The organism is Pseudomonas sp. Irchel s3a10, assembly GCF_900187525.1.
In the GTDB taxonomy this organism is placed as follows: Bacteria; Pseudomonadota; Gammaproteobacteria; order Pseudomonadales; family Pseudomonadaceae; genus Aquipseudomonas; species Aquipseudomonas koreensis_G.
The window spans coordinates 973,256-998,276 of the sequence record NZ_FYDR01000001.1 but is presented as its reverse complement, the minus strand read 5'-3'; the positions used below and the strand labels follow the sequence as shown (position 1 = coordinate 998,276).

Annotated in this window: 23 protein-coding genes; 11 read left to right on the top strand and 12 right to left on the bottom strand. The window is 60.7% G+C overall.

Annotated features, from left to right (window positions below):
- Nucleotides 1-124: 124 nt before the first annotated feature.
- A complete protein-coding gene (locus tag CKW11_RS04415; RefSeq protein ID WP_095136561.1) occupies nt 125-643 on the top strand; it encodes a transporter suffix domain-containing protein in 519 nt (172 codons plus the stop codon).
- An 89-nt stretch (nt 644-732) separates the two neighbouring features.
- On the opposite strand, the gene CKW11_RS04410 is transcribed toward CKW11_RS04415, so the two are convergent.
- Nucleotides 733-1,509, bottom strand: a complete 777-nt coding sequence (locus CKW11_RS04410; protein ID WP_095136560.1) for an NAD(P)H-dependent oxidoreductase — start codon at nt 1,507-1,509, stop codon at nt 733-735.
- 84 nt (nt 1,510-1,593) lie between these two features.
- On the opposite strand from CKW11_RS04410, the gene CKW11_RS04405 reads away from it, so the two are divergent.
- The 3 genes from CKW11_RS04405 to CKW11_RS04395 all read left to right on the top strand — a co-directional run bounded on the left by CKW11_RS04405 (nt 1,594) and on the right by CKW11_RS04395 (nt 4,239).
- Nucleotides 1,594-2,487, top strand: a complete 894-nt coding sequence (locus tag CKW11_RS04405; protein ID WP_218235213.1) for a LysR family transcriptional regulator — start codon at nt 1,594-1,596, stop codon at nt 2,485-2,487.
- 357 nt (nt 2,488-2,844) lie between these two features.
- Nucleotides 2,845-3,330, top strand: coding sequence for a hypothetical protein (locus tag CKW11_RS04400; protein ID WP_095136558.1), 486 nt, complete (start codon nt 2,845-2,847; stop codon nt 3,328-3,330).
- A 123-nt stretch (nt 3,331-3,453) separates the two neighbouring features.
- The gene (locus CKW11_RS04395; RefSeq protein WP_095136557.1) at nt 3,454-4,239 is read left to right on the top strand and encodes a DeoR/GlpR family DNA-binding transcription regulator; all 786 of its coding nucleotides are present in this window, start codon (nt 3,454-3,456) and stop codon (nt 4,237-4,239) included.
- Nucleotides 4,240-4,523: 284 nt separating this feature from the next.
- Here CKW11_RS04395 and CKW11_RS04390 read toward each other — a convergent pair whose 3' ends face one another.
- The 8 genes from CKW11_RS04390 to CKW11_RS04355 all read right to left on the bottom strand — a co-directional run bounded on the left by CKW11_RS04390 (nt 4,524) and on the right by CKW11_RS04355 (nt 12,562).
- Nucleotides 4,524-5,807: an FAD-binding oxidoreductase gene (locus tag CKW11_RS04390; RefSeq protein WP_095136556.1), complete on the bottom strand. Its 1,284-nt coding sequence runs from the start codon at nt 5,805-5,807 to the stop codon at nt 4,524-4,526.
- 156 nt (nt 5,808-5,963) lie between these two features.
- Complete coding sequence (locus tag CKW11_RS04385; RefSeq protein ID WP_095136555.1) at nt 5,964-7,328, bottom strand: glutamine synthetase family protein; 1,365 nt, start codon at nt 7,326-7,328, stop codon at nt 5,964-5,966.
- A 478-nt stretch (nt 7,329-7,806) separates the two neighbouring features.
- The gene (gene chrA / locus CKW11_RS04380) at nt 7,807-9,150 is read right to left on the bottom strand and encodes a chromate efflux transporter (protein WP_095136554.1); all 1,344 of its coding nucleotides are present in this window, start codon (nt 9,148-9,150) and stop codon (nt 7,807-7,809) included.
- A gap of 240 nt (nt 9,151-9,390) precedes the next feature.
- Entirely contained in the window at nt 9,391-9,852 is a 462-nt protein-coding gene (gene moaE / locus CKW11_RS04375) for a molybdopterin synthase catalytic subunit MoaE (protein ID WP_047601716.1), read from the bottom strand.
- A 2-nt stretch (nt 9,853-9,854) separates the two neighbouring features.
- Nucleotides 9,855-10,106, bottom strand: a complete 252-nt coding sequence (locus CKW11_RS04370; RefSeq protein ID WP_095136553.1) for a MoaD/ThiS family protein — start codon at nt 10,104-10,106, stop codon at nt 9,855-9,857.
- Nucleotides 10,103-10,579 carry a cyclic pyranopterin monophosphate synthase MoaC gene (gene moaC / locus CKW11_RS04365; RefSeq protein ID WP_177439979.1) on the bottom strand — a complete coding sequence of 159 codons (477 nt, stop codon included), beginning with the start codon at nt 10,577-10,579 and terminating at the stop codon, nt 10,103-10,105. The genes CKW11_RS04370 and moaC overlap by 4 nt, the downstream gene beginning before the upstream one ends.
- 5 nt (nt 10,580-10,584) lie before the next feature.
- On the bottom strand, nt 10,585-11,418 hold the full coding sequence (gene fdhD / locus CKW11_RS04360) for a formate dehydrogenase accessory sulfurtransferase FdhD (RefSeq protein ID WP_095136551.1): 834 nt from the start codon (nt 11,416-11,418) through the stop codon (nt 10,585-10,587).
- Nucleotides 11,419-11,662: 244 nt separating this feature from the next.
- Nucleotides 11,663-12,562, bottom strand: coding sequence for a LysR family transcriptional regulator (locus CKW11_RS04355; RefSeq protein WP_095136550.1), 900 nt, complete (start codon nt 12,560-12,562; stop codon nt 11,663-11,665).
- Nucleotides 12,563-12,847: 285 nt separating this feature from the next.
- Between CKW11_RS04355 and moaB the strand changes: the two genes are divergently transcribed.
- Both moaB and glp read left to right on the top strand, forming a co-directional pair.
- On the top strand, nt 12,848-13,387 hold the full coding sequence (gene moaB / locus CKW11_RS04350; protein ID WP_007964888.1) for a molybdenum cofactor biosynthesis protein B: 540 nt from the start codon (nt 12,848-12,850) through the stop codon (nt 13,385-13,387).
- Nucleotides 13,384-14,589: a gephyrin-like molybdotransferase Glp gene (gene glp / locus CKW11_RS04345; RefSeq protein WP_095136549.1), complete on the top strand. Its 1,206-nt coding sequence runs from the start codon at nt 13,384-13,386 to the stop codon at nt 14,587-14,589. The genes moaB and glp overlap by 4 nt, the downstream gene beginning before the upstream one ends.
- 168 nt (nt 14,590-14,757) lie before the next feature.
- Here glp and CKW11_RS04340 read toward each other — a convergent pair whose 3' ends face one another.
- Complete coding sequence (locus tag CKW11_RS04340) at nt 14,758-15,657, bottom strand: bestrophin family protein (protein WP_095136548.1); 900 nt, start codon at nt 15,655-15,657, stop codon at nt 14,758-14,760.
- Between the two features lie 35 nt (nt 15,658-15,692).
- Nucleotides 15,693-16,691, bottom strand: coding sequence for a GTP 3',8-cyclase MoaA (gene moaA, locus CKW11_RS04335; protein ID WP_095136547.1), 999 nt, complete (start codon nt 16,689-16,691; stop codon nt 15,693-15,695).
- Nucleotides 16,692-17,048: 357 nt separating this feature from the next.
- Between moaA and CKW11_RS04330 the strand changes: the two genes are divergently transcribed.
- From CKW11_RS04330 to CKW11_RS04310, 5 genes are all read left to right on the top strand, one after another.
- Nucleotides 17,049-19,373, top strand: coding sequence for an FdhF/YdeP family oxidoreductase (locus CKW11_RS04330; RefSeq protein WP_095136546.1), 2,325 nt, complete (start codon nt 17,049-17,051; stop codon nt 19,371-19,373).
- 106 nt (nt 19,374-19,479) lie between these two features.
- The gene (locus tag CKW11_RS04325; RefSeq protein WP_095136770.1) at nt 19,480-20,883 is read left to right on the top strand and encodes a cytochrome ubiquinol oxidase subunit I; all 1,404 of its coding nucleotides are present in this window, start codon (nt 19,480-19,482) and stop codon (nt 20,881-20,883) included.
- Between the two features lie 3 nt (nt 20,884-20,886).
- Nucleotides 20,887-21,903 carry a cytochrome d ubiquinol oxidase subunit II gene (gene cydB, locus CKW11_RS04320; RefSeq protein WP_095136545.1) on the top strand — a complete coding sequence of 339 codons (1,017 nt, stop codon included), beginning with the start codon at nt 20,887-20,889 and terminating at the stop codon, nt 21,901-21,903.
- A complete protein-coding gene (locus CKW11_RS04315) occupies nt 21,890-22,045 on the top strand; it encodes a DUF2474 family protein (protein WP_081730198.1) in 156 nt (51 codons plus the stop codon). Before cydB ends, CKW11_RS04315 begins: the two co-directional genes overlap by 14 nt.
- Before the next feature lie 854 nt (nt 22,046-22,899).
- Nucleotides 22,900-23,358 carry a transposase gene (locus CKW11_RS04310; RefSeq protein ID WP_095136544.1) on the top strand — a complete coding sequence of 153 codons (459 nt, stop codon included), beginning with the start codon at nt 22,900-22,902 and terminating at the stop codon, nt 23,356-23,358.
- Between the two features lie 619 nt (nt 23,359-23,977).
- Here the strand turns inward: CKW11_RS04310 and CKW11_RS04300 are convergent.
- Nucleotides 23,978-24,829, bottom strand: a complete 852-nt coding sequence (locus tag CKW11_RS04300) for a CAP domain-containing protein (RefSeq protein WP_095136542.1) — start codon at nt 24,827-24,829, stop codon at nt 23,978-23,980.
- Nucleotides 24,830-25,021: the final 192 nt, after the last annotated feature.

Here is a 25,021-nt window from a genome sequence, read left to right as displayed (position 1 = left end):
TGTCCCGGGTCGCAAATATCACTGGAGCATAGACGGCAGATGGCAGGTTGATCGGGCGATTCTGCTGCTACGCTTTTCAAGCGCTCCTCAACCACTCGCGCCCTCGATCAAAAGGTACGAAACCATGGACACCTCACAGGATTCGGTTGTACCGAGCACCCCTGCCACCTGGCGCTTCAAGGCCGGCGTGGCAATCATTTGCGTGATGCTCGGCTCGTGGCTGATGGTGCCACTGGCGGCCAGCCTCGATGTACCCGGCTCGAAAGTCGCGGCGCTGACCGGGGTGCTGTTTATCAGCAACAAGGTGCTGTTGCTGTTGGTGATCGCGGTGATGGGCAAGGCCGGGTTTGCCGAACTCAAGCGCAAGATCGGCAGTTACGTGTCGGGGATCATTCCGACCCCGGTCGATCAGGTCGGGCCGATGCGGCACCGGATCGGCGTGGTGATGTTCTGGCTGCCGCTGGTGACGGCGTTTCTGGAACCGTATTTCGATAATTTCTGGCCGGGATTGCGCCCCAATCTTTGGCAGCTGCAACTGCTTGGCGACCTGATGTTCATCGGCAGTTTCTTTGTGCTCGGCGGCAATTTCTGGGACAAGGCGCATGCGCTGTTCGTGCGCACGGCACGGGTGGTGTCTGTCTAAAACCAAAAGATCGCAGCCTTCGGCAGCTCCTACAGGGAAAACTTAATTCCTGTGTAGGAGCTGCCGAAGGCTGCGATCTTTTCCAGGCATCAACGCAAATGCGCGGCGAAGCCTTCCTCACCCGGGGCGATATCATCCTTGAGCGTCAACGCCGGTATCTCGTAATCCCCGGCATTCTGCTGCCGATAAGCAAGCGGCCGCGTACTCCACAACTCATCCAGGCGCGTGCCCAGTGCCTCGCAGGTCTCGGCAAACCGCGCCTGATCCATGCGGCTGGCGCGGTACACCAGGAAGGGCGGCACCACGTCGAAACCGGGGTAGAACAGCACGCCGTGCTGAATCGGAAACAGCAAATCATCAATCGGCCCGTTGATCCCGCGCGGGCTGTAGTGCGAATCCCAGCCTCCGGTGGTGACCAGCAGCATCGCGCGTTTGCCTGTCATCTTGCCTTCGCCGTAGCGCTCGCCCCAGCGCGCATCGGAGTGCTCGCCGACACCGTAGGCAAATCCGTAGGCATACACGCGCTCGACCCAGCCCTTGAGGATGGCCGGCATGGTGAACCACCACAGCGGGAACTGCAGGATCAGCGCGTCGGCCCACAATAGTTTTTCCTGCTCGCGGGCGATGTCGGCCGACTGCCGACCCTGTTGGTAAGCCAGTTTTGAATCGATCGAGGCGTGGAATGGCCGGCTTTCATCGCGACCGGGCGCGTCATCGGCGTCGATCGTGGTTTTCCAGTTCATCGCATACAGGTCGGAGACCTGCACGGTGTGGCCGGCGGCTTGCAGACGCTGGACGGTGAAGTCCCTGAGCGAGCCGTTGAGCGAAGTGGGTTCGGGGTGGGCGTAGACCAGTAGCACATTCATGTGGCAACTCCTTGGTTGAATGCAGGCAGGATCAATCCTTGATCGGTATATTGGAAATGAATGTCTGATATGTCAGGTATAGCCATGAATAATTTAAGACGTCTGGATATCAACTTGCTGTTGACCCTAGACGTGTTGTTGGCAGAACACAACGTAACCCGCGCCGCAGAGCGGTTGAGCCTGTCGCAGCCGTCGGTGAGCGTGCACTTGGCCAAGCTGCGTGAGATCTTCGGCGATCCGCTGTTGCTGCCCGGGCCACGGGGCATGCGCCCGACTGCGCGAGCCGATGAACTGCGCGAGCCGTTGCGCGAGGCGCTGGAAGCACTGGAACGCGCGGTGGCCCCGGCCAGTGCCTTCGATCCGGCGCAGGCCAGGCATGTCTGGAAAGTCGCGGCGACGGATTACGGCGAATCGACGGTGGTGCTGCCAGCCCTTAGTGGTTTGCGCCTTCAGGCGCCGGGCACGCGGCTCGCGGTGCTCGATCTGATGCCGGCGCAGTTGGCCAGGCAAGCGGAGCAGGGCGTGTTTGACCTGGCGCTGCACATCACCGAAGAGGCGCCGCTGGATCTGCATCAACGGGTGCTGTTCACCGAACATTACGTGTTGGCCGGGCGTGTCGGGCATCCGGGTTTGAAGCGTAGACCGACGCGCGAACAGTTCTGCGCGCTGGAACACGTGATGGTGTCGCGCGAGGGCGGGGGCTTTTTCGGGGTGACCGACAAGGCGCTGGCCGAGGTTGGTCTGGCGCGCAAAGTGGTGCTGTCGGTGCCGCATTTCCTGATGGTGATGTCGGTGCTGGCGAGTACCGATCTGGTGGCGATGCTGCCGTCACGCTTGGTGCGCGGCAACCCGGCGTTGCAGGTGGTCGAGGCACCGCTGCAGGTACCGGGCTACGAAATGGCGATGTTCTGGGGCGAGCGCGCGCATCGCGACCCGGCGCACAAATGGTTGCGTGAGCATCTGGCGGCGTCGGTGTGACGTATCAGGCGTGACCCAGCGCAATCGCAAAAGACACCACGATCATGCACGCAAACGCAAAATTGAGATTCATCAGCTGTTTATCCTGAGCCTTTTTAAAGTGAGGCCATTCTGAACAGGCTGAATGCAAAGAAAAAATTCGGCATGTTGATTCCAATGATCGAGCGAATTGATAGCTCAACAGATCCCAATTTTTTCTAAGTGCGAAATGTCTACCCGCATTCATAATTGAATTAAATGCAGTTTTTTTATTGCCAAATTGTTCTCTGGGCTGTCATTTGTGACAGGTGTCTTTTGATTTTTTTTGTTTTAGAGTTTTGTGGCATTTAAATAATTCATAGTCGAAAGGAATTTTTTATGAGTTTGGATATTTTGAAAGTTCTGGGTGAATCGCCTGCGCGAAGTTCCAGTGTGGATTGGAAAGCACGCTTTGAAATTCAGTTAACGAAAAGTGATTTTGATCAAGTCATTAAGATAATCAACTTTGAAGGTAAATTTACTAAGGGCGATATGGGTTATTTTTGGGGGTTCGGCCCCGAGCAGAACGCTGAAGGCTGGGTGTTTCGGAACGATTTTTATAGCGGTGATCTCAAAACTGGTACGACCTATGAGGTGGGGGGTGAGGGATTTTCGGGGTTGTTAATCGAAGGAGGTGGGCAAATGATAAGTGGGGGAAGGATTCACACAGGGAAAATGATTTTGGATAAATATTCCCCAGAGCAGGGAGTTGTTAAAGGTCGTTATTTAAAGGTTGTAACAAAGGGAGGCAGGCCCGACGGTAGTGAGCTGGACCCAGCATATGCAAGCTACATAAATTTTGAATGCTGGGGTGAGCCGGTTTAATCGTTATGCTTCTTGCCTGTTTTTTATTTGAGAAGTTGGGCGAGTTCAAGGATTGAGTTCGAAGGTTGTCCTGCCGCATGTTTTTGGATAGTCTCGCAAAAACACGTACAAACAGGCAAAAACATGCATGATCATTCGGTCACCGAACTCCCGTCCCTGCGCCGGCAGAAAATCCTCCTGATCCTCGAACGCGACGGCAAGGTCATGGCCTCCGAGTTGAGCCAGCACTTCGCCGTGTCCGAAGACACCATTCGCCGCGACCTCGCCGAGCTGGACAACGCCGGGCTGGTGCAGCGCGTGCATGGCGGGGCGCTGCCAAAGCCCAAGGACAGCGGCAAGGATTACTTCACCCGTCTGGATGAGACTGATGAGGTGAAGGTGCGTCTGGCGCAGTTGGCGGCGCAAAAGGTCGAGGACGGGCAGATTGTGTTGTTCGATTCCGGCTCGACCGCGCTGCAGGTGGCGCGCTCGTTGCGCGCGGATATCCAGATCACTGCGGTGACCGCCGCGCCGATGACAGCGATTGCCTTGTCCGAATACAAGGGCGTGAAAGTGATTCTGGCCGGTGGGCAACTGAACCCGCGCACGATGTCGGCTAGCGGGCACGAGGCGGTGCGCATGCTGGCCGGGATCAAGGCCGATCTGGCGTTCACCGGGGTCTGTGCGATTCACCCGGAGGTGGGCATCACCTCGCTGCACTTCGATGAAGTGCCGGTGAAACAGACGCTGCTCGACAGCGCGGCGCGGGTGATTGCGGTGACCACGGCTGACAAGCTCGGCGCGGTGGAGCCGTTTGTGGTGGCGTCGTGCACGCGCCTGCATACGCTGATTACCGAGCGGCACCTGGCGTCGGGGAGTGTCGAGGATTATCGGCGATTGGGGATTGTGGTGGAGCAGTTGCCGGACTGAGATTTGTAGTGAGGCTGCTGGCCTCTTCGCGAGCAAGCCCGCTCCCACATTTGGAATGCATTTCAATGTGGGAGCAGTTGCCGGACTGAGATTTGTAGTGAGGCTGCTGGCCTCTTCGCGAGCAAGCCCGCTCCCACATTTGGAATGCATTTCAATGTAGGGAGCAGTTGCCCGACTGAGATTTTGTGCTGAGGCTGATGGCCTCATCGCGAGCAGGCTCACTCCTACAGTTGGAACGCATTTCCCTTGTAGGAGTGAGCCTGCTCGCGATGGGGCCAGTCCGGTCAACGCAACTTTTCAAGCATCTGGTAATACCACATCCCCGCCGCCAACAACGGATTGCCCAGCCAATCCCCCATCGGTACCCGGATGTGTTGGCACTGCGCAAAGGTGTCGAACTGTTCCATTTGCCCGGTGATCGCGCGGCTCATGATTTCACCCATGATGTGCGTCGTCGCGATGCCGTGGCCCGAGTAGCCCTGGCAATACCAGACGTTGTCCGAGAGCTTGCCCAGTTGCGGGATGCGGTTGATCACGATGCCCATCGCGCAGCTCCACTGGTAGTCGATCTGCACCCCTTTGAGGGCCGGGAAGGTCTGTTCGATGCATGGGCGCAGTTCGGCGGCGATGTCCCGTGAATCCTTGCCGCTGTAGTTGGCGCCGCCACCGAATAGCAGGCGACCGTCAGCCGTGAGGCGGTAGTAGTCGAGAACGAAACGGCAGTCGTACACCGCGAGGTCTTCGGGGTTGATCTGCCGCGCCAGATCACCCAGCGGCGCGGTGGTGACGATGCCGCCCATGGCCGGGAAAATCTTGCCTTTGAGCTGGCCCGGTTCGAGTTTGTGATAAACGTCACCGGCGAGCATCACCTGATTGGCATCGATCTGGCCGTGTGCGGTGCGCACACCCGGGCTCTTGCCGTGAATGATCTCCAGCACTTCACTGTTTTCGAAGATCAAGGCGCCGAGGCTTTGCGCCGCCCGCGCTTCGCCGATGCACAGGTTGAGCGGGTGCAGGTGCATGTTGCGGGTGTTCTTGATCGCGCCGTGGTAGAGGTCGCTTTGCAGCAGGTCGCGCACCTGACTGCGGTCGAGCAGGCTGACCTCATCACTCAGGCCGCGACGCACGGCTTCCTCGTAATCGTTGCGCAAACCGTCCATGTGGCTCGGCTTGTAAGCGGCGTGCAGATGGCCGTGTTTGAGGTCGCACTGGATGCCGTATTTCGCCACGCGCTGCCGTATGATTTCATGCCCGCGCCAGCGCAGGTGCCAGATAAAATCATCGACTTCATCACCGAGTTTCGGGCGCATCTGTTTACGCATTGCGCCGTCGCCGGAGAGGCTGCCGGTGACTTGTCCGCCATTGCGTCCGGTGGCGCCCCAGCCGATCTTGTGGCTCTCGACGATGGCGACTTTCAGGCCTTTTTCGGCGAGTTCGACGGCGGTGGCAACGCCAGTGAAACCGCCGCCGATGATCACCACATCAACCTGGTGCCGGCCCTGCAGGGTCGGGTAGTCGGTGTCCTGGTTGAGGGTGGCGGTGTAGTAGGAATTGCAGCGTTGGGTCATGTCGGTGTCCACATAAAATTCGGGAGTCAGAGTGCAATCCCCTGTGGGAGCGGGCTTGCTCGCGAATGCGGTGTGTCAGTCACTGAAATATTGACTGTGCCGACGCCTTCGCGAGCAAGCCCGCTCCCACAGGGGGATGGTGTGAGGCTTCAGGCTTCAGGCTTCGGTCAGATACCAACGCCAATCCTGCTCACCCACCTCGGCCATGAACTGCCGGTACTCGGCACGCTTCACCGCCAGATACACCCCGAGAAACTCCTGACCCAGGGCATCCCGTGCCCACGCGGAACTCTCCAGTGCTTGCAGCGACGTCAGCCAGTCTGTCGGCAGTAATTCCTTAGCCTGCGCATAGCCGTTGCCCTCGATCGGTGCGCCCGGATCCAGATCCTCGCGAATCCCGCGATGGATCCCGGCAAGGATCGCTGCCGCCGCCAGATACGGGTTGGCGTCGGCGCCGCAGATGCGGTGTTCGATGTGCCGGGTATTGGCCGGACCGCCCGGTACGCGCAGGCTGACGGTGCGGTTGTCGACGCCCCAGGTCGGCGCCAATGGCGCATAGCTGTTGGCCTGAAAGCGGCGGTAGGAGTTGGCATTGGGGCAGAACAGCAGCAGCGTATCGAGCAGCGAGGCGAGCATGCCGCCAATCGCGGTGCGCAGCAGCGGAGTGCCGGCCGGATCCTCGGCGGCGAACAGATTGCGCCCCTCGCCATCAGCAAGGCTGACGTGCATGTGCATGCCGGTGCCGGCCAGATCATCGAATGGCTTGGCCATGAACGTCGCCTGCATGCCGTGCTTGTGCGCCACCGCTTTGACCAGACGTTTGTAGCGCACCGCCTGATCCATCGCGACCAGTGCGTCGCCGTGTTCAAGGGTGATTTCCACCTGACCTGGCGCATATTCCGAGATCGCCGTGCGCGCCGGAATGCCGTGCAGTTTGCAGGCGCCGTAGAGGTCGGCGAGGAACGGTTCGATCTGCTCCAGTTCACGCAAACCGTAGACCTGGGTGTGTCGCGGTCGGCCCCCGTCGGCGTCCAGCGCCGGTTGCGGACGGCCGTTGTGATCGCGTTTGGCGTCGAGCAGGTAAAACTCCAGCTCGCACGCCATCACCGGGTGATAACCCTCGGCCTTGAGGCCGTTGATCACCTTGATCAACAGATGACGAGGGTCGGCGATGCTCGCCGGCAGGCCCTCGGTCGGGTGCATGCTGACCTGCACCGCCGCGGTCGGAATCTGCCGCCACGGCAGGCGCACCAGACTGCCTTCGAGCGGGTAGGCGCGGCAGTCGATGTCGCCGACGTCCCACACCAGACCCGAGTTTTCCACGTCTTCGCCCTGCACGGTCAGGCCGAGAATGGTGCTGGGCAGCGGGCGACCGCTTTCGTATACAGCGAGCAGTTCCTCGCGGTGCAACAGCTTGCCACGCGGCACGCCGTTGGCGTCGAGGATGAACAGCTCGATCATGTCGATATCGGGGTTCTGTTCAAGGAACAGGCGTGCGTCTTCGATGGCTGCGAATTTCATGGTCAATCACTCACGATGGCGCCGCACAGGCGCGCAGATTCGGACCGGGCGCATTGAAGGCGTCCCGGCAGGGATATCAAATGGAGATCAGTCAGACGTGACACGGAACCTGTGAGGACTGCTGCGCAGTCCATCGGGGATAAATCCCCTCACTACAGGTCATGCATCCAAAGTTTTTGTTGACTGAGAGAGTCAGCAGGCGATATCCGGCGGGCGTGCGGAGTGACGCAGCTTGGAACGGCGCAGGGCCATGGGGAGATTGACGATGCGATTCATGCGCGGCCCCTGTGACAGAGGGCGCACACAGCGGAGACGTTCAACCTTTCTGGTTGTTGTGGTGACGTGCTCATAACGCGTGTTTCCGTTGGCGGAAAACGTCGGTGGCGGGGCAGGCCCGCCGACCGGTGTGCCCGGATAGTAAGGGGCAATCCGCGGGCGTGTAAACCGCTGATTGCGCCCCTGCATCTTTGGTCGCCGCTCAGCGCAGCAGGTGCAAGCCCAGCCCGGCAAGGGCGCAAACGATCAACACTTCGATCACTCCACGCTTGAAAATGAACAGCGCCAGTGCGGCCAGCAGTGCCAGCCCGATCGAAAACAGATCCGCGTGCCCGGCAAAACCGTTGGGCCAGAACACGTGATAAGCGAAGAAACACGCCAGGTTCAGAATCACCCCGACCACCGCTGCGGTGATCGCAGTCAACGGTGCGGTGAACTTCAGTTCGTTGTGCGTTGATTCCACCAGCGGCCCGCCGGCGAGGATGAACAGGAACGAGGGCAGGAAGGTGAACCAGGTCACCAGCGTCGCCGCCAGTGCACCGGCGGCGAATGCATGTTCCGCACCGAACGCCGGTTGCACGTAACCGCCGATGAAACCGACAAACGCCACCACCATGATCAGCGGCCCGGGCGTGGTTTCGCCGAGGGCGAGGCCGTCGATCATCTGCGTCGGCGTCAGCCAGCCATAGTGCCCGACCGCGCCCTGATAGACGTATGGCAACACTGCGTAAGCGCCGCCGAAGGTCAGCAATGCGGCCTTGGTGAAGAACCAACCCATTTGCGTGAACGTACCGTCCCAGCCGAACAACGCGGTCAGCAGGCCCATCGGCAAACACCACAGCGCCGCGCCAACCAACAGCAAACGCCAGAGCTTCGGCAAGCTGAATCGCGCATGGTCGGGTGTCGGCGTGTCGTCGTCGATCAGCGCCGGGCCGAAGGATTTGGCACTGCCGCGCTGCCCGCCATTGTCGAAGCGCTGCGGCGCCAGGCGTCCGCCGAAATAGCCGAGCAATGCCGCGCCGAGGACGATCAGCGGGAACGGCAGATTGAAGGCAAATATCGCCACAAATGACGCCCCGGCGATCGCCCACAGCCAACTGTTTTTCAGCGCCCGCGAGCCGATGCGATGCGCCGCGTGCAAGACGATCGCGGTCACCGCCGGTTTGATTCCGTAGAAGATCCCGGCGACCACCGGCACATCGCCGAACGCGATGTACAGCCACGACAGCGCAATCAGGATGAACAGCGACGGCAGCACGAACAGCGCCCCGGCGATCACCCCGCCCCAGGTGCGATGCAGCAGCCAGCCAATGTAGGTCGCCAGTTGCTGCGCCTCGGGGCCGGGCAGCAACATGCAGTAGTTAAGCGCGTGCAGAAAGCGCCGCTCGGAGATCCAGCGCCGGCGCTCGACCAGTTCCTGATGCATGATCGCGATCTGCCCGGCCGGGCCGCCGAAACCGATGCAGCCAAGCTTGAACCAGAAGCGCCAGGCCTGGCGCAGCGTGACGGGAGCGGGGCGGGGCAGGTTGTTGGGCGCTGTGCTCAAACGAGACTCCGGAGTTTAATCCTGGCGGAGTGGCTATCTAATCAGACTTTCAACCCTCACCCCAGCCCTCTCCCAGAGGGAGAGGGGGCCGACCGAGGTGTCTGGCGTTATCCATCGACCTGAAAGATCGAGTCGATTATGGATTCAGAACCAATCTTTCAATTCGGTGAATTTCTTCAATATCCCCCAATCAGTCCCCTCTCCCTCGGGGAGAGGGCTAGGGTGAGGGGCTCTTGATCTTCAGGCATGCGCCAGACTCCAGCGCAGTGCCGCATTCTGGTCACTCTCCCGCGCCTCGACCCAATGCGAACCCTGCGCCGTGCTCTCACGCTTCCAGAACGGTGCACGAGTCTTGAGCACATCCATGATGAACGCACAGGCTTCGAACGCCATGTGCCGGTGTTTGCTGCTGACGCCAACAAACACGATCGGCTCGCTGACCGCCAGTGCGCCGACCCGATGCACAATCTCCACCCCCAGCAGCGGCCAGCGCTCGCGCGCCTCGTCGGCGATCTGTTCGAGGGCCTTTTCGGTCATGCCCGGATAATGTTCGAGGAACAGCTCGTTCACGCTCTGCCCGATGTTCAGATCGCGCACATAGCCGATGAAATTCACCACCGCGCCGACTCGCGGATTGCGCGCATGCAGGTCGGCGGTCAACTGGCCGACGTCGAAGCTTTTGTACTGGACTCGAACCGTCATGCTCAGCCCCCGGTGACCGGAGGGAAAAACGCGATCTCGTCGAAGTCTTCGATGGCCGCGCTCGGTTGGCACAGCTCCTGATTCAACGCGCACATCAGGTTGCCGGCGCCGAGCACTTCGCGCCATTCCTCACCGCGAGCCATGAGCATCTGCCGTACGTCCTCGATGCAGGTCAGGTCGTCGCTCAGGGGGATTTTTTCCCCGCCCAGATTCAGGCGATCACGGTAGCTGGCGAAGTAGTTGATCAGGATCATTGCGCGTCCTCCCAGTGAAAGTGTCCGGAGCGGCCGCCCTGTTTGCTGAGCAGGCGGATGTCGCCGATGACCATGGCCCGGTCCACCGCTTTGCACATGTCGTAAATGGTCAGTGCGGCGACGCTGGCGGCGGTCAGGGCCTCGAGTTCAACGCCGGTCTGGCCGGTGAGGCGACAGGTGCTGGTGATCTGCACGCGGTCCGGTTCGCAGGCCTTGAGTTCGACGTGAATCGAGCTGAGCAGCAGCGCATGGCACAGTGGGATCAGTTCGTGGGTGCGCTTGGCCGCCTGGATTCCGGCGATGCGCGCCACGGCGAAGACGTCGCCCTTGGGGTGACCGTTGGCCTGGATCATCTGCAGCGTTTCCGGGCGCATGTGCACCCAGGCTTGCGCCGTGGCTTCGCGGCGAGTCGCGGCTTTGTCGCTGACGTCGACCATGTTGGCGCGGCCCTGATCATCAAGGTGGGTGAGGATGTTGCTCATGGCATAAGCTCCTGGATCGGGCTGTAGATTCGGGGGGCGTTACGGTGCGGCACATGGATCAGATTGAGTCGATGCTTGAGTGCCCAGCGCACGGTCAACGCGGTGGGAGCAGACAGGCTGACGAGGGTGCCAAGTCGGGCGCGCACGGCTTTGTGGATCAGCTCCAGGCTGCAACGGCTGGTGACCACCACGAAGCCCTGGCGCGCATCGACGTCAGCGATTTGCATCGCGCCGATCAGCTTGTCGAGGGCGTTGTGCCGGCCAATGTCTTCGCGGCACAACAGCGCCTCACCGCTGGCATCGAAGTACAGCGCCGCGTGCAGGGCGCCGCTGCTGCGGGCCAGTTGCTGGGCCTGTTCGATGCGTTGGCGGATGCCGTCGAAATGCGCGGCCGGCGGCAGCGCGCAGGGTTGCAGAATGTCCAGTTGCGGCAACGCCTGCTCCAGCGCCTCGACGCCACAGATGCCGCAGCCGCTGGTGCCGGCCATCTGCCGACGATGATCTTTCAGTGCCCAGAACGCACGGCTGGAAATCTGCACGTCAGCCTGACAGGCCTGATCGAAATGGCTCAGGCGGATGTCGTAGATCTCGTCGACGCTGTCGATGATCGCGTTGCTCAGGCTGAAGCCCCGGATGAAATCTTCAAGGTTGCCGGGCGAGACCATCATCACCGCCTGGCTCAGGCCATTGAAGGTGATCGCCAAGGCAATTTCCGCGGCCAGGGCGACATGCGAGAGCGGGGCGTGCGGCAGGTATTCGCGAAACGCGACCTGTGATGGTTGCGGTGCGGGGGCGTTGGGTTCGGTGTTGGATTCGACGTGGCAGAGCATCTTGAAAAGTCCCGAAGCGCTGAAGTGGGTTCAGGCTACGGGGGTGTTAAAAGTGCGTCCAATCGCTTGTTCTGATCTGGTGATCGGGCTGGTCGATGACCGATTCACCTCGGGGTTTTGTGTTGGTCGGGCGGGCCTCTTCGCGAGCAAGCCCGCTCCCACCTTTGAAATGCATTCAACCTGTGGGAGCGGGCTTGCTCGCGAAGACGGTCTGACAGCCAGCATCAATGTCTGGAGAGATCACTCAAGCAACCGGCAACTCAACCCCGAACAACTTGCGCGCCTCGGCAAAACACTTTTCGGCAATCGCCGAACGCGGCTCGGTCTTGCGCATCACCAGCCCCAGCGGCGCCAGCACGCTGGCATCCGGCAATTGCATGAACGACAGGTGTTCGATCGGCTCTTCCAGCCCGCTGTCCAGTGGCATGATCGAGCAGCAGAAACCCTGGTGAATCGCCTGCAGCAATTGATACGTCGAATCGCTTTCCAGGATCGGCTGCGGATTGAGCCCGCGACTGCGGAAGCTCAGGTCGATGGATTTGCGGTAATGCATGCCGGTGGTGATCATCCCCAGCGGCAGCTCGGCGGCGTCTTCCCAGCTCATTTCCGAGCCTTCGAAATGGAAGTGGCGGTTGTCGTAAAGCAGGCCGACGCGGGTTTCGCCGATCTCGAAAAAGTCGAAATAGTTCGGGTTGACGTGGTCCAGATAACACACGCCAAGGTCCAGTTGATTGTTGCCCAGGCCAGCGATGATCTCGTCGGAACTCCCCGACGACAGGCTGAATTTCAGCTCCGGATAAGTCCCGGACAAACTCTGAATGTAATTGACCGGGTTGAAATTGCTCAGCGGCACCAGCCCCAGGCGCAAGCTACCGACCAGTTGCCCGCGGCACGCCGCCGCTTCGGCGAACAGACCGTCATGCGCGGCCAGCAGGGTGCGCGCCCAGGCCAGTACCCGTTCGCCGGCCTGGGTGAAACCCTCAAAGCGCTGACCGCGATTGACCAGCACCAGATCCAGCTCATCTTCCAGATTGCGCAGACGCATCGACAGGGTCGGCTGGGTGATGTGGCACCGGGCGGCGGCCTGGCCGAAATGTCGGGTTTCGTCCAGTGCGATCAGGAACTTGAGTTGTTTGATGTCCACGCAGGCACCTGCTCGTTGGGAAATTGGATTGAGTATTGACGCAGATGCGCGCAGCGCACGAAAAACGCGAGGTGCGACGATCTCACCTGCCTGTATCTGCGTCCAATCGGAAGAATTGAAAAGCCTATCGATCAGCTCTATCGCCCATGGTTTCAAAGGCGTTGGCCGAGGTCAACGTCACCGATAGAGCAGCTCGATAATGTGGTTGGCCAGAGTGATTAGACAGTACTCATAAGTGGCACTTAGGCTGCTCGGCAATCTGATTGACTACTGCCGGAGATTCTCATGAGTGCGAAAGCGGATGCCCTGTTTGTTCCCCTGAACATTGCCGTACTGACCGTCAGCGATACTCGCGATTACGCGAGCGACACGTCTGGCCAATTGCTGGTCAGCCGCTTGCTGGAGGCCGGTCATACCCTGAGCGAGCGCAACCTGCTCAAGGATGACCTGTACAAGATCCGCGCCCAGGTCGCGCAGTGGATTGCCGACGACAGCATTCAGGTGGTGCTGATCACCGGCGGCACTGGTTTCACCGGGCGCGACAGCACGCCGGAAGCGGTGGCCTGTCTGCTCGACAAGCAGATCGACGGGTTTGGCGAGTTGTTCCGCGCCATTTCGATTCTCGATATCGGCACCTCCACCGTGCAAAGCCGCGCGCTGGCCGGGCTGTCCAACGGCACGCTGGTGTGCTGCCTGCCGGGCTCCACCGGTGCCTGCCGCACCGCGTGGGAAGGCATCCTCGCCGAGCAACTGGATAATCGCCATCGCCCATGCAACTTCGTACCGCACCTCAAATCAGTCGCCGCCTGTGGGCCGCGCGGATGAGCAAGGCAGGGTTGATACCGGTCGAGGACGCCCTCGACCAGTTGCTCGGCATGGCCGATGAGCAACGTCTGGCCGACAGCGAAACTCTGCCGCTGGACGAGGCGCGCGGGCGGGTGCTGGCCAGTGATCTGGTCGCCTCGCTCGACTTGCCGCCGTGGCCGAATAGCGCCATGGACGGTTATGCCTTGAACCTGGCCGATCTGCATCGTCAGCCGTTGAAGGTGTCGCAAAAGGTCTACGCCGGCCAGGCGCCGGACGCGCTGCTGCCCGGTACCTGTGCGCGGATTTTTACCGGCGCACCGCTGCCGCCCGGCGCCACCTGCGTCGAGATGCAGGAGAACGTCGAAGTGCTGGAGGACGGCCGCGTACGCTTTTTACAGCCGCTGAAAGCAGGGCAGAACATTCGTGCGCAGGGTCAGGAAAACCGCGTCGGCGACATCCTGCTGCGTGCCGGCAAACGCCTCGGGCCGTTCGAACTGGCGGTCGCCGCCGGGCAGGGGCTGGCAAAGTTGCATGTGGTGCGACGCCCGCGCGTGGCGCTGCTGTCGACCGGTGACGAACTGGTCGAGCCGGGCCTGCCGCTGCGTCCCGGCAGCATCTACAACAGCAATCGTGTGCTGCTCGGCCACTGGCTGAAGGAACTGGGCTGCGAGGTGATCGACGCCGGGATCCTCCCGGATCGTCCGGCGCAGACGCGGCTCAAACTTGAGCAATTGCAAGTGGCGGCTGACTTGATTCTCACCACCGGTGGGGTGTCTGCCGGCGATGCCGATTGCCTCGGTCAGGTGCTGCGCGACAACGGCAAACCGCTGCTGTGGAAGTTGGCGATCAAGCCTGGCAAACCGCTGACCGTGGGGCATTTCGGCAGCGTGCCGGTGATTGGCCTGCCGGGCAATCCGACCTCGGCGCTGGTGACTTTCGGCCTGCTGGCGCGGCCGTATCTGCTGCGCATTCAAGGCGTGGAAGAGGTCATGCCGTTGAGCTTCACGGTGAATGCCGGGTTCGCCTGGAACAAGGCTGGCAGCCGTCGAGAGTATCTGCGGGTGCGGCTGGAGGCGGGCAGTGCGGTGTTGTATCCGAACCAGAGTTCCGGTGTTTTGCTCGGTGCGACCTGGGCCGATGGGCTGGTGGAAGTGCCGGAAAACAGCACTCACAACATCGGGGATGAGCTGCGCTTTATTCCCTTCAGCGAACTCTTCTGACAAATCAAACCCGTGATGTTCATCCATTCTGCAGGTGTACTTCAAACCTGTAGGAGTGAGCCTGCTCGCGATGACGGCGGCACAGTCAACATCTTCATTGACTGGAAAACCGCTATCGCGAGCAGGCTCACTCCTACAGAGGGTATTTGTGTGGCGAGGAGAGCGGGTTCAGCTCAGCACATAGTCCACCGGCAACAACATCGGTGGCAGGTCGGTCACGCCCAGTTCGCTGAGAATGTCACGCTCGATGGTGCGCACCAGCGAGTCGGTCGCCAAATCGTTTTCATCGCGGCCGAACGGGTCTTCAAGCTCATCGGCAATCGCATCCAGGCCAAAAAACGTGTAGCTGACAATCGCCGTGAACAACGGCGTCAGCCAGCCCAGCGGTTCGGCCATGGCGAACGGCAGCAGAATGCAGAACAGGTAGATCGTGCGGTGCAGCAGCAAGGTGTAGGGGAAGGGCAGCGGGGTGTTTTTGATCCGCTCGCACACCGCTTGCGCCTGGGTCAGGCTGGTCAGGTGATTGGCCAGCAGCATGTAGCGCCACTCGCTCAGTTCGCCATTCTGGTGCAGGTCGGAACACTGCTGGCCGACCTGCTGCAGAATCCGTCCGCTGTAGTCCGGCACCTGCGCATCGTGTTGCGGGGTGATCCACTTGCTGCTGGCCGCTGCTTCGCTTTCCCGGCGCAACCGCGCATTCAGCGCATGGGCGAACCCGCAGAGGTTGAGCAGCAACGGCTTGCGCTGCGCCGATTCACGGATGACATGGGTTTCGCGAATCACCGAACGAATGTGTACCAGCACATCGCCCCAAGCCTTGCGCGCCTCATACCAGCGGTCGTAGCAGGCGTTGTTGCGAAAATTCATGAAGATCGACAGCGACAGCCCGAGCAGGGTGAACGGCGTGGCGTTGACCTTGGTGAAGTTGCTCGGATGAAGCATTTCAATCAGCACGATGGCCGAGGCCAGCAGGGTGACCATCAAGGTGCGCAGGGCGATACGTTTGGCAATCGAACCCTTGAGGGTGAAGAGGATGGCGAATTGGTTGACCTTGGGTCTGATGATCATGCTGGGCGATCCCGGTTACGCAGGGTGAGGGCGGCTCAACCGCCGGTCATGTTCATGAAGCGCACGACCTGCACGTCGTCGTTCACTTCGAAATTGTGCCGATACGGCTTGAGTTTCATCGCCTCGATAATGGCCTTCTCCAGCCGCTCTGGTTGCCCCGGATGAGCGCGCAGCACGGCTTTGAGATCCATCGAATGCTCGTTACCCAGACACAGTAGCAGGCGCCCTTCGACGGTCAGTCGCACACGGTTGCAAGTGCCACAGAAATTGTGGCTGTGCGGCGAGATAAAGCCCAGGCGAATATCCGGCGCCTCGGCCAGCCGCCAGTAGCGCGACGGGCCCTGGGTCGATTCGGCGGAATCGATCAGGGTGTAGCGCTCGGCGATCTTTTCGCGCACCTGGGCGCTGGAGAAAAACGACTCGGCACGGCTGTGTTCGCTGATGATCCCCAGCGGCATTTCCTCGATGAAGGAAACGTCGAGCTGGCGGTCGATGGCGAAGCTCACCAGATCGTTGATCTCCTGATCGTTGCGCCCCTGCATCACCACCACGTTGAGTTTGGTTCGGGTGAAACCGGCCTTGCGCGCGGCATCGATGCCGTTGATCACTTGTGCCAGATCACCGGTACGGGTCATTTGCTTGAAACGATCCGGGTCGAGGCTGTCGAGGCTGATGTTCAGGCGCTTGACCCCGGCGTCGAACAGCGGCGCGGCGAGTTTGCCCAGTTGCGAACCGTTGGTGGTCATGCACAGCTCACGCAGGCCGGGCAGGGCGGCGATCTGCTCGCACAGCTTGACCACGCCCGGGCGGATCAGCGGCTCACCGCCGGTCAGGCGAATCTTGCGCGTGCCCAGCGCCACGAAGCTCTGCGCCAGTTGATAGATCTCTTCCAGCGTCAGCACCTGTTGGCGCGGCAGAAACTGCATGTCCTCGGCCATGCAATACACGCAGCGGAAGTCGCAGCGGTCGGTGACCGACATGCGCAGATAGTCGACGCGGCGGTTGTAACCATCGATCAAGACACGCTCTGACATGACAGCCTCGCAGAAGTGGGAAGTCCGCATTGACGGAACTGGTTAGCGCAGATTATGGGCAACTTCAGACCGCGTCCAATCACTGTTTATGAACGCTTGATTGAGCGCGTCGATGATCAATTATTTTTGCTCGAAAGTTGCCGCTTTAGTTTCGCAACGCCCCGTAAATAAAGGGTTTTTTCTCGTGATAGAGGCTTTCGATAGTGTGGTCATAAATAGCGATTAGACAATGTTTTGTAACGGTTCATATCCTTGCTCCGGCAACTGAAACGACCGCTTTATTGCTGTGCAAAGTCGGCCGTCGCTGTTTAACCAAGATCAGGTTCATGCCTGTGTGCATCGTCATGGAGATGTCCCATGTCACAAGTCGACCGTTACAAACCTTACAAGGGTGCCGCTGCCGGATGGGGGGCTGTGATCAGCCTGACCAAAAGCTGGCTGGGCAGTGAAAACGCCCTGAAAAACATCCGCGCCATGCTCAAGACCAACCAGAACGGCGGCTTCGACTGCCCGGGCTGTGCGTGGGGTGAAGCGCCCGGTGCGAGCATGCTCAAATTCTGCGAGAACGGCGCCAAAGCGGTGAACTGGGAGGCTACCGGGCGTTTGGTCGACCCGGCGTTCTTCAACAAGTACACGGTATCGAGCCTGGCCGAGCAGAGCGACTACTGGCTGGAATATCAGGGTCGTCTGACCCACCCGATGCGTTACGACGCGCGGGTCGACCGCTATGTGGAAACCACCTGGGAAGACGCGTTCGCGCTGATCGCCGAACACCTCAAGGGTCTGAAATCGCCGCACGAGGCCGAGTTCTATACCTCGGGCCGGGCCAGCAACGAAGCGGCGTTTCTCTATCAGTTGTTCGTCCGCGCCTTCGGCACCAACAACTTTCCCGACTGCTCGAACATGTGCCACGAAGCCAGTGCGGTGAGCATGGGCGAGACGCTGGGCGTGGGCAAGGGCACCGTGGTCTACGAGGATCTGCACCACGCCGACGCGATTTTCGTCATCGGCCAGAACCCCGGTACCAACCACCCACGCATGCTCGAACCACTGCGTGAAGCGGTGAAACGCGGCGCGCAAGTGGTGTGCATCAACCCGCTGAAAGAGCGTGGCCTGGAACGTTTCCAGAACCCGCAGAACCCGATCGAGATGCTCAGCAACGGCTGGGAAGCGACCAACACCGCGTACTTCCGCCCGGCGCTGGGTGGCGACATGGCGATGATTCGCGGCATGGTCAAATTCCTTCTGCAGTGGGAGCGTGAAGCCCAGGCCAGCGGTGGTGAACCGGTGTTCGATCACGCGTTCATTGCCGAGCACACTTCGGGTCTGGACAGCTATCTGGCGGAGGTCGACGCCACGAGTTGGGAGCACATCCTCGAACAGTCCGGCGTGCCGCTGCACGACATCGAGCTGGCCGCGCGCATGTATGGCCGCGCCAAAAGCGTGATCATGTGCTGGGCCATGGGCCTGACCCAACACGTGCACTCGGTGCCGACCCTGCAGGAAGTCATCAATCTGCAACTGCTGCGCGGCAACGTTGGCCGTCCCGGCGCCGGCCTGTCGCCGGTGCGCGGTCACAGCAACGTGCAGGGCGACCGCACCATGGGCATCAATGAACTGGCGCCGAAGGAGCTGATGGACGCCCTGGAAAAACGCTTCAACTTCAAAGTGCCGCGCATGCACGGCCACAACACGGTGATGGCGATCGGTGCGATGGAGCGGGGCGAGGCCAAGGTGTTTATCGGTCTGGGTGGCAATTTCGCCCAAGCCACGCCGGACACCCCGCGAACCCACGAAGCGATGCGCAAACTCGACCTGACCGTGCACATCTCGACCAAGCTCAACCGCAGCCATCTGGTCACCGGACGCGACGCGTTGATCCTGCCGTGCCTCGGTCGCACCGACATCGACATCCAGGCCGAAGGCCCGCAAGGCGTGACCGTGGAAGACACCTTCAGCATGGTGCACTTGTCGTTCGGTCAACTGAAGCCGAAGTCGGCGCACTTGAAAAGCGAGCCGGCGATCATTGCCGGGATTGCTGCGGCCACGTTGGGCAAGCATCCAATCGACTGGGAGTGGGTCGTGGGCGACTACGGGCGCATCCGCAACCTGATCGGCGACGTGATTCCGGGTTTCGAGAACTTCAACGAAAAACTGCTGACCCCGGGTGGCTTCCACCTTGGCAACGACGCCTCGGATCGGGTCTGGAACACTGAGTCGGGCAAAGCCCAGTTCACCCCGTGCGTGCTGCCGGAACACCTGATCAGCGAAGGCGTGCGCAACCTGCCGGTCAAACCGGATCTGATCCTGCAGACCATGCGTTCCCACGATCAGTACAACACCACGCTGTACGGCCTCGACGACCGTTATCGCGGGGTCTACGGCATGCGCGACGTGATCTTCGCCAACGAGCAGGACATCCAGCGCCTCGGTTTTGAACCGGGGCAGAAGGTCGATCTGGTGGCGCTGTGGGATGACGACCGTGAACGGCGGGTCAGCGGTTTCACCCTGATCGCCTACGACATTCCGCCCGGTCAGGCTGCGGCGTACTACCCGGAAACCAATCCGCTGGTTCCGCTGGAAAGCTACGGCGACCGGACCTACACGCCGACCTCGAAATTCGTCGCGATCCGCCTCGAAGCGGCCAAGGTCAGCAACCTGATCCCGTCATCGCTGGCCTGACCCGCAACTTATAAAAACACTGGCAATTTCACTGGCTGCAGGCGTTCGCGCCTGGCGGTGGCCCGGCAACGTGCTGCCGCTTTTCAGCCTGGATGAGGACATCATCATGCTTAACATGGAGGCACTGGACCTGGCGCGAATTCAATTCGCGTTCACGGTTTCGTTCCACATTATCTTCCCGGCGATCACCATCGGCCTGGCGAGTTTCCTCGCGGTACTCGAAGGCCTGTGGCTGAAAACCCGTGACGACACCTACCGCGATCTCTACCACTTCTGGTCGAAGATCTTCGCCGTCAACTTCGGCATGGGCGTGGTCTCGGGGCTGGTCATGGCGTACCAGTTCGGCACCAACTGGAGCGGGTTTTCCGACTTTGCCGGGAGCATCACCGGGCCGTTGCTGACCTATGAGGTGCTGACGGCGTTCTTCCTTGAGGCGGGTTTCCTCGGGGTCATGCTGTTCGGCTGGAACCGCGTCGGCCGTGGCTTGCACTTCTTTGCCACGGTGATGGTTGCCATCGGCACGCTGATTTCAACGTTCTGGATTCTCGCGTCCAACAGCTGGATGCAGACCCCACAGGGCTTCGAAATCGTCGACGGTCGGGTGATGCCGCTGGACTGGCTGGCGATTGTGTTCAACCCGTCGTTTCCGTTCCGTCTGGCGCACATGGCGATCGCCGCGTTCGTCGCCACAGCCTTCTTCGTGGGCTCGTCGGCGGCATGGCATTTGCTGCGCGGCAACAATACCGCGCCGGTGCGCAGGATGTTTTCCATGGCGTTGTGGATGGCGCTGATCGTGGCACCAATCCAGGCAGTGGTCGGTGACGCCCATGGTTTGAACACCCTGGAGCATCAACCGGCAAAAATCGCCGCCATCGAAGGCCACTGGGAAAACGCCGACAACGGCCCGACGCCGCTGGTGCTGTTTGGCATCCCCGATATGCAGGCGGAGAAGACCAAGTACGCGCTGGAAATCCCGTACCTCGGCAGCCTGATCCTGACCCACAGCCTCGACAAGCAGATCCCGGCGCTCAAGAGCTTCCCGAAAGAGGATCGGCCGAACTCGACCATCATCTTCTGGAGCTTTCGCGTGATGGCCGGGCTGGGCATGTTGATGATCCTCGTCGGTGTACTCGGTCTGGCCCTGCGCCGTGGCGGCAAGCTCTATCAGCATCGCGGCTTCCAGCGTCTGGTGTTGCTGATGGGGCCGAGCGGGTTGATCGCGTTGCTGGCCGGCTGGATCACCACCGAAGTCGGGCGTCAGCCGTGGGTGGTCTACGGCCTGATGCGCACCCATGACGCCGCGTCGCACCACTCGGTGGCGCAGATGAGCACCTCGCTGTTGCTGTTCGTGGTGATCTACTGCTCGGTGTTCACCGTGGGCATCGGCTACATGATGAAACTGGTGCGCAAGGGCCCGCAGCCCCATCACGAACATCCGCCGGAGGGCGATCAGTTGCAGACCCCGCGCCGGCCTATTTCGGCGGCTACCGCGCCGATGAAGGAGCATTGAGTCATGGGGATTCAAGGTATCGATCTCTCGTTGATCTGGGGTGTGATCATCGTCTTTGGGGTGATGATGTACGTGATCATGGACGGCTTCGATCTGGGCCTGGGGATCCTGTTCCCGCTGATCCCGGATGAGCAGGAGCGCGACGTGATGATGAACACCGTCGCCCCGGTCTGGGACGGCAATGAAACCTGGCTGGTGCTCGGTGGTGCGGCGTTGTATGGCGCGTTTCCACTGGCCTACGGGGTGATTCTGGAGGCGCTGTACCTGCCGCTGATCCTGATGCTCTGCGGGCTGATTTTCCGTGGCGTGGCGTTCGAGTTTCGCTTCAAGTCGTCAGCGCAAAAGCGCCACTGGTGGGACAAGGCGTTTATCGGCGGTTCGCTGCTGGCGACGTTCTCCCAGGGTGTGGTGATCGGCGCGTACGTGTCGGGCATTCCCGTGGTGGATCGGCAGTTTGCCGGTGGCGGCCTGGACTGGCTGGCGCCGTTCCCGCTGGTGTGCGGCATCGGTCTGGTGGTGGCTTATGCGCTGCTGGGCAGCACCTGGTTGCTGGTCAAGACCGAAGGCATGCTTGAGTCGCGGATGCGTCTGTTCACCCGTCCGCTGGCCTGGTTGCTGACGGCGATGGTGGTGGTGATTGGTGCGTGGACACTGAAGTTGCACCCGGAGCTGGCCACTCGCTGGTCGACCAGCGGACACCTGATGGTATTCGCCGGGTTGATGGTGTTGGCGCTGCTGGCGTTGTTCGGGCTGCTGCGCACCTTGCGTCAGCGTCATACCCACTGGCCATTTGTGTTCACTCTGGTGCTGATGCTGCTCGGTTACATCGGCCTGGCGCTGAGCATCTGGCCGAACATCATCCCGCCCTCGGTGAGCCTGTGGGCAGCGGCATCACCGCCCTCGAGCCAGTTGTTCGCCCTGATCGGCGCACTGTTCATCCTGCCGGTGATCCTGATGTATACCTTCTGGAGCTACTACGTATTCCGCGGCAAAGTGAGGATTGGCGATGGCTACCATTGATTCGCGCGAGGTCAAAACCAGCCGCTGGTACAAGCGCCTGGGCTGGTTGCTGCTGATCTGGTTCGGCAGTGTCGTGTCACTCGCCGTGGTGGCGAGTGTGCTGAAACTGGCGATGTATGCAGCGGGGATGAGGACCCACTGACAACAGAAAAACCGGAGCCATGACTCCGGTTTTTTTGTGCCCGCAATTCTGAACATCACTGATGTTCCCTGTGGGAGCGGGCTTGCTCGCGAAAGCGTCCGCTCAGTCGACATTGATGCTGAATGTGCCGGCCCCTTCGTGAGCAAGCCCACTCCCACCCTTGATCGCGGCCAGCCCCCAATCCTTCATCCACCACCAATCCCACCCTGGATTTCGGCTAGCCGCAAATTCTTCATCCAGCATCAATCCCCTGTGGGAGCGGGCTTGCTCGCGAAAGCGTCAGCTCAGTCGACATCGATGCTGAATGTGCCGGCCTCTTCGTGAGCAAGCCCACTCCCACCCTGGATTTCGGCCAGCCGCAAATCCTTCATCCACCACCAATCCCACCCTGGATTTCGGCTAGCCGCAAATCCTTCATCCAGCATCAATCCCCTGTGGGAGCGGGCTTGCTCGCGAAGGCGTCCGCTCAGTCGACATCGATGCTGAATGTGCCGGCCTCTTCGTGAGCAAGCCCACTCCCACCCTCGATCGCGGCCAGCCCCCAATCCTTCATCCACCACCAATCCCACCCTGGATTTCGACTAGCCGCAAATTCTTCATCCAGCAGCAATCCCCTGTGGGAGCGGGCTTGCTCGCGAAAGCGTCAGCTCAGTCGACATTGATGCTGAATGTGCCGGCCTCTTCGTGAGCAAGCCCACTCCCACCCTGGATTGCGGCCAGCCGCAAATCCTTCATCCACCACCAATCCCACCCTCGATCTGGTGCACAGACACATCCTGCCAACAAACATGTTCGGCGCACTGTGATGGCTGATCTAGCCTTTTTCTGAATTTAACCATGGACAAGGCAAAGGAATGCCCAAACGTTATTCATCACATCGCCTGCGAACCGGCCGTCATTGCGAAGAAAATCAGATCTACCTGCTAACCGCCAATACCTTGGGGCGAGAACCAGTGTTCAAGGATTACAGGCTCGGTCGATTGGTTGTGCATCAGTTCAGGCAGGCGCAGGAAGAGGGGTTTGCCGACACATTGGCATGGGTGGTTATGCCCGATCATTTTCATTGGCTGATCCAATTGCAAAAAGGAACACTTGGCCAATTGATGTGCCAGGTCAAATCCCTGAGTACTCGTTCAGTCAACACAGCGAGCGGTAGATCCGGAGGCCTTTGGCAGCAAGGTTTTCATGACCATGCGTTACGTCGAGAGGAGGATCTGGTGAAACTGGCCCGCTATGTAGTGGCTAATCCACTGCGGGCCGGACTGGTGGAAAAACTCGGTGACTACCCACTATGGGACGCGGTCTGGGTTTGAACTCAGGATTCGCATTCACCGCGTTACATCAGAATAAATGCGATTCCTGTGGGAGCGGGCTTGCTCGCGAAGGCGTCCGCTCAGTCGCCATCGATATTGAATGTGCCGGCCCCTTCGTGAGCAAGCCCACTCCCACCCTTGATCGCGGTCAGCCCTGAATTCTTCATCCACAAGCAATCCCCAGTGGGAGCGGGCTTGCTCGCGAAGGCGTCAGGCCAGTCGACATCGACGTTGAATGTGCCGACCTCTTCGTGAGCAAGCCCACTCCCACCCTTGATCGCGGCCAGCCCCGAATCCGTCACCCAGCACCTATCCCCAGTGGGAGCGGGCTTGCTCGCGAAGGCGTCCGCTCAGTCGACATAGATGTTGAATGTGCCGACCTCTTCGTGAGCAAGCCCACTCCCACCCTTTGATCGCGGCCAGCCCCGAATCCTTCACCCAGCACCTATCCCCAGTGGGAGCGGGCTTGCTCGCGAAGGCGTCCGCTCAGTCGCCATCGATATTGAATGTGCCGGCCCCTTCGTAAGCAAGCCCACTCCCACCCTTGATTGCGGACAGCCCGAATCCTTCATCCAGCAGCAATTCCCACATTGGATCTGCGGTGGTTTCTGAAGGGGAATTACTGCGCCCCAAACATCGCGGTCCAGTAAATCCCGGCGCTGCTCTTTGGATCGGTCGCGTAGGCGGCGCCGAGTTCTTTGTATTGCGGGTTCATCAGGTTGGCGCAGTGGCCGGGGCTGGCGAGCCAGCCGTCGACGACCTTGCCCACGGTGTCTTGGCCGGCGGCGATGTTTTCGCCGACCAGTTGTCCGCTGTAGCCGGCCAGTTCGGCGCGGTCACCGGGTGTGCGGCCGTCGCGGTCCTTGTGGTCTAAGTAGTTGTTGTTGGCCATGTCGCGGCTGTGATCCTGGGAAATGCTGCCCAATGTGGCGTTCCAGGTCAGAGGTCCGGCGGCGGCGAAGGGCTGGCCGCCGCATTGACGTGGCTGGGCGCGGGCCGCGTTGAGTTGTTCGAGCAACTTCTGGCCTTCGCTCTGCGCATCGCCAAGCTTCGCCGAGAGCAACGGTCGCGCCAGCACAATTCGCCAGTCACGATCGGCGCGGCTGACACCGACATCGACGAACTGCGGATCCAGCACCACCTGACAGAAGCTCTCCTGAATCGCCTGCATCGCCGACGCCGCATCCCGTGGGCCGTTGAGGGTGATCGCCTGCACGTTGACCATCGGGTAACTGGCGCTGGCCATGGCCTGTTGCAGATCGACCGCACCGGCAGCCGGCAGTCTCAGCCGTGGGTCGGCCGACAGCGGTGGCAGTTCACTGGACGCCTGGCTGCCGCAACGCTGCGGTTGGCTGCGGTAGGCATTGATCGACTCGATCAGTTGCGACTCGTCGGCAGCCATGGCCGAGGCGGCCACGGCCAGCCCCACGGCCAGCGCGGCGAAACGCAAAACGGATGGCATGAAGCGCATGGAAATCTCCCTTGAGCTGAGTGCGCTCATGATGCGCGAAAGGCCCCCGGTCAGTGCAATGTCTTTTTCTTCATCGTGCGGATTTTTCTGCGGAACAATGCGCCGAAATTTGCCGTCTACACTCTCCGAAGGCCCCGGGAACCGGGCGTCTCCCCCACGAAACACCTTGCCCGGAACGGGCGCTGCCGGAAG